Raw genomic sequence first — 3509 nt, 5'->3', positions numbered from 1 at the left:
TCTTCATGGTGATTAACTTCAACGGGCCAATCGAGAGGTAGGTCAATCTCGTCAAACAGCGCTCGATACTTGTAGCCACAGTTTTCGCCACCATTGCTAGCTATCCAGAATTTAGGGTGCTTAATATTATAGGTTGTCTTCCACGTCCAGGATTCTTTATCCCAGTAATCTGGATTATCGTAGCCATTATCATTGACAAACTCCAGAAATTCTCCGTTGGTAATCAGATACTGACTGGCTAAAAACGGTTTAACCTCTACCGAACGATTGCCATATTCACTATCCCAGCCATAGATAGGATAATCCTCTGGTTTACCAAGTGCTACCGAACCCCCAGAAACTTTGAGCATTTCATTCTTGGAAACCTTGCCATTAGAAACAGCATAATTCCAGCTGTCAGGACGTTCAAGCCGCTCTACAGGCAGTTGTCGGATCAGCATCGAAGAGGTTTCAAAGTGGATGCGACTGTGTTCAATTCCCATCATCAGCGCCCAAAGAGGATGATTTTGATGAATTGGCAGATTCAGAGGAGTCTTTTCGATAGTTTCTATAACCACCCCATACACTTGATCTCGATACCGCCAAACCTCTTCCACTTTCGGCCAGTGGATATCTTTGGTTGCTTGATCGAGTTCTTCAGGAGTTTCCGGGTCTACACCAATCTCAAACAGGATTTCATAGTTAGGATTAATGGGTTTATCCAATAACCCAACCCCAAGGAATTTATTGATGTAGAAGACAGCAGAGTGACCCAAATAGAAAATCAGACGGTTTCTTAAGGGGTCGGGACTGATATAGAATGTTTCTTCCCCAACCAGACTTTTCATCAGAACATCTTCGAGTTCCCATGAATTCTTAAAGTAATTGATAATAGTTTCGCTATTGCAGGTGTCAAGGCGAGGGAATTGAGTAGATTCGAGAGTATCCATCCTTTGAGTTCCAAATACTATTCTTCAACTTAGGGGTGTCTATATTCAGCGGTCAGCGGTCAGCGGTCAGCGGTCAGCAGTCAGCGGTCGGCTTATTTTATTCAAAAGCGGTTCGGTGTAGCTTGGCGACAGGCCTTTGCCTGAAAGCTGATAGCTGATAGCTGATAGCTGATAGCTGATAGCTGATAGCTGATAGCTGATAGCTGATAGCTGATAGCTGATAGCTGATAGCTGATAGCTGATAGCTTACACGTCAATTACACACCCTGTATCTGACACAGGAGTAAACCAAACCATTCCTTGGTATCAGTCCAAGCCTGAACTGTGTTTAGTCCCCGACCGTTTAGATAGTGCTGCATTTGCTCCACATTGAATTTGCGAGAAATTTCTGTAAGGATGCTTTCTCCTGCTTGGAACTCAACTGTTAAATCCAGGCTGGCTAAGCGCACAACATGGGTCTCCTGGCAATGTAAATACATCTCAATCTGAGTTTCCGATTGATTATAAATGGCCTGATGGGTAAACCGATCCAGGTCAAAATTTCCTTGGAAACGCCAGTTCAGATGTGCCAGCATATTCAGGTTAAATGCCGCAGTCACCCCCTGACTATCGTTATAGGCAGCTTCCAGAATCTCCTTGGGTTTTTGTAAGTCAATGCCCAGCAAAAAGTAATCTCCTGGTGCTAGTAAACCTGTCATTTTCTCAAAAAAGCGATCGCACTGTTCAGGAGCAAAATTCCCCAAGCTACTACCCAAAAAGAAAACCATCCGCCTAGGTAATGGTGTTGGAGTTAATTGGCTCAGGGCGTGTTCATAGGTTCCCACCTGACCCTGAACCTTTAACTTGGGATAATCCAGCAACAGCTGCTTGGCACTCTCCTCAAGAATCTCCCCACTGACATCAATAGGAACATAGCGCAAGGGATATCCCTGGTTTTCATAGGCATCCAACAACAAGCGAGTCTTGGTAGAGCTGCCACTACCCAGCTCCACCAATTCGCAAGCTCCCGTCAATTGGGCTACTTCTACAGCATACTGTTGTAAAATTTCTGCCTCTGTGCGGGTGGGATAATATTCCGGTAACTCGCAGATTTCCTCAAATAATTGGGAGCCTTTTTGATCGTAAAAGTAACGAGGTTGCAAACATTTCGGCGTTTGGGTTAATCCTCGAATGATATCTTTGCCATCATCTGTTGCAGTAGGCAGGTTGGCACTCCCGAGATAGTTAATTCCTAGGCGATCCTCACTGAATCTCAGATTCTTTGTGGTCTCTTGAAAAGTTGTTGACATAATACTCTTTTAATTTTAGTTTTCCAAAAACAGTTTTCTAAAAACAGTACATTTATACTGCTTAAGACATGATCGGATTAGCACCGGTTAAGAGTACCATAATTTTTACCAGTTTTTAATAGCTCTTACTTTGGGTTCGCTGTCCAAAGTAAGAGCTATACTTTGTCGATTTTGCCTGAGGGCAGGGCAAACCCATCTAAATTAGTTTGACAAATAAGCAAGAGTATGATCAATGAAAGCTAAGTTAACTTGATGGCCAAATTTTATGGCCAAATATGATATAATGAAATCATCACTAATTTTTTTTTTTGAATACAGGCTCTTTCCACTGCTAAATGCTTCCTTTCCCAAAGAGTTTAATTAACATAACAAGTACGGAATATCCAAATTTATTTAAGACTACAAATTTTTTATACATAAATCAACATCAATGATTATGAAAAACACTGATATTCAAATAAAAAATATCTCAGATTTAAAAAGATTAGGTTATTTAATAATTGATAATTTTTTGACAATTAGGGAATGTGAAACCCTTTTAAAAACAATCGCTAATTATCGACAAAAAAAATATGAAGTAACTGAAGTTTATCGACCTTTTAAAGAAAGAGATCTTCGATATTTTGTAATTAATGGGCAACAAATTGAGAAATACTTACCTGAAGTATGGCAGTTATACGAGAATGTCAATCTATTAGTGAACAAAGTCAGTAGTCAGGTTCTATTTCCTCTTAGTAACAAATTACCAGCAGTTAACATTAACATCATTAAACCAGGTGGAGAGTATCGATGGCACTATGACAGAAATGCTGTTACCGCCTTACTATATTTAAATTCAGTAGAAGGTGGGGAACTAGAAATGTATCCTAACTATAGGCTTAGGTTTGGCAGGAAAAACCAACAATTCACCTTTATACAAAAGTGCTTGGATGCTGTAGTAAAGCTTAAGTTAATTCGATATTTTTTTGGTAAAAAAGTATTTATCAAACCTCGTCAAGGGATGATAGTGATTATGCAAGGAGACAAATGTCTTCATAGCGTGAAAGCGTTAGAAGGTGAACAAGAAAGAATTAATGTAGTGATGAGTTACGACTTTCCAGGAGTGGAGTTTATTGTAGAGAAGGGGCTAGATTCTTACTTGTATACGAATCAAAAGGGAATTTCTTCAGATCCAAATTATGTATAGGGTTCCTAGAATCACTATCATCCCTTGACGAGGTTTGATAAATACTTTTTTACCAAAAAAATATCGAATTAACTTAAGCTTTACTACAAGATCGGAAGAGCGGTT

Annotated in this window: 4 protein-coding genes; 1 reads left to right on the top strand and 3 read right to left on the bottom strand. The window is 39.9% G+C overall.

Annotated features, from left to right (window positions below; genetic code table 11):
• From ovoA to egtD, 3 genes are all read right to left on the bottom strand, one after another.
• Positions 1–929, bottom strand: a 929-nt coding sequence (gene ovoA, locus F6K37_RS35050; RefSeq protein ID WP_287255455.1) for a 5-histidylcysteine sulfoxide synthase, incomplete at its 3' end; no start/stop codon positions are given.
• Positions 930–1030: 101 nt separating this feature from the next.
• The gene (locus tag F6K37_RS35045) at positions 1031–1186 is read right to left on the bottom strand and encodes a hypothetical protein (protein WP_287255454.1); all 156 of its coding nucleotides are present in this window, start codon (positions 1184–1186) and stop codon (positions 1031–1033) included.
• Positions 1187–2218: an L-histidine N(alpha)-methyltransferase gene (gene egtD / locus F6K37_RS35040; RefSeq protein WP_287255453.1), complete on the bottom strand. Its 1032-nt coding sequence runs from the start codon at positions 2216–2218 to the stop codon at positions 1187–1189. It lies immediately after the preceding gene.
• Between the two features lie 436 nt (positions 2219–2654).
• Between egtD and F6K37_RS35035 the strand changes: the two genes are divergently transcribed.
• Complete coding sequence (locus F6K37_RS35035) at positions 2655–3404, top strand: 2OG-Fe(II) oxygenase (RefSeq protein WP_131827244.1); 750 nt, start codon at positions 2655–2657, stop codon at positions 3402–3404.
• The last annotated feature ends 105 nt before the right edge of the window (positions 3405–3509 follow it).

The sequence above is a fragment of the Moorena sp. SIO4E2 genome (genome assembly GCF_010671945.1).
GTDB classification, from domain to species: Bacteria; Cyanobacteriota; Cyanobacteriia; order Cyanobacteriales; family Coleofasciculaceae; genus Moorena; species Moorena producens.
The sequence above is the reverse complement of the archived record's forward strand: the minus strand, read 5'-3'. Positions and strand labels throughout refer to the sequence as shown.

Bases quoted from the DNA above. Each gene is read 5' to 3' on its own strand.
- egtD (WP_287255453.1), bottom strand. From the start codon at position 2,218: ATGTCAACAACTTTTCAAGAGACCACAAAGAATCTGAGATTCAGTGAG.
- F6K37_RS35035 (WP_131827244.1), top strand. From the start codon at position 2,655: ATGAAAAACACTGATATTCAAATAAAAAATATCTCAGATTTAAAAAGA.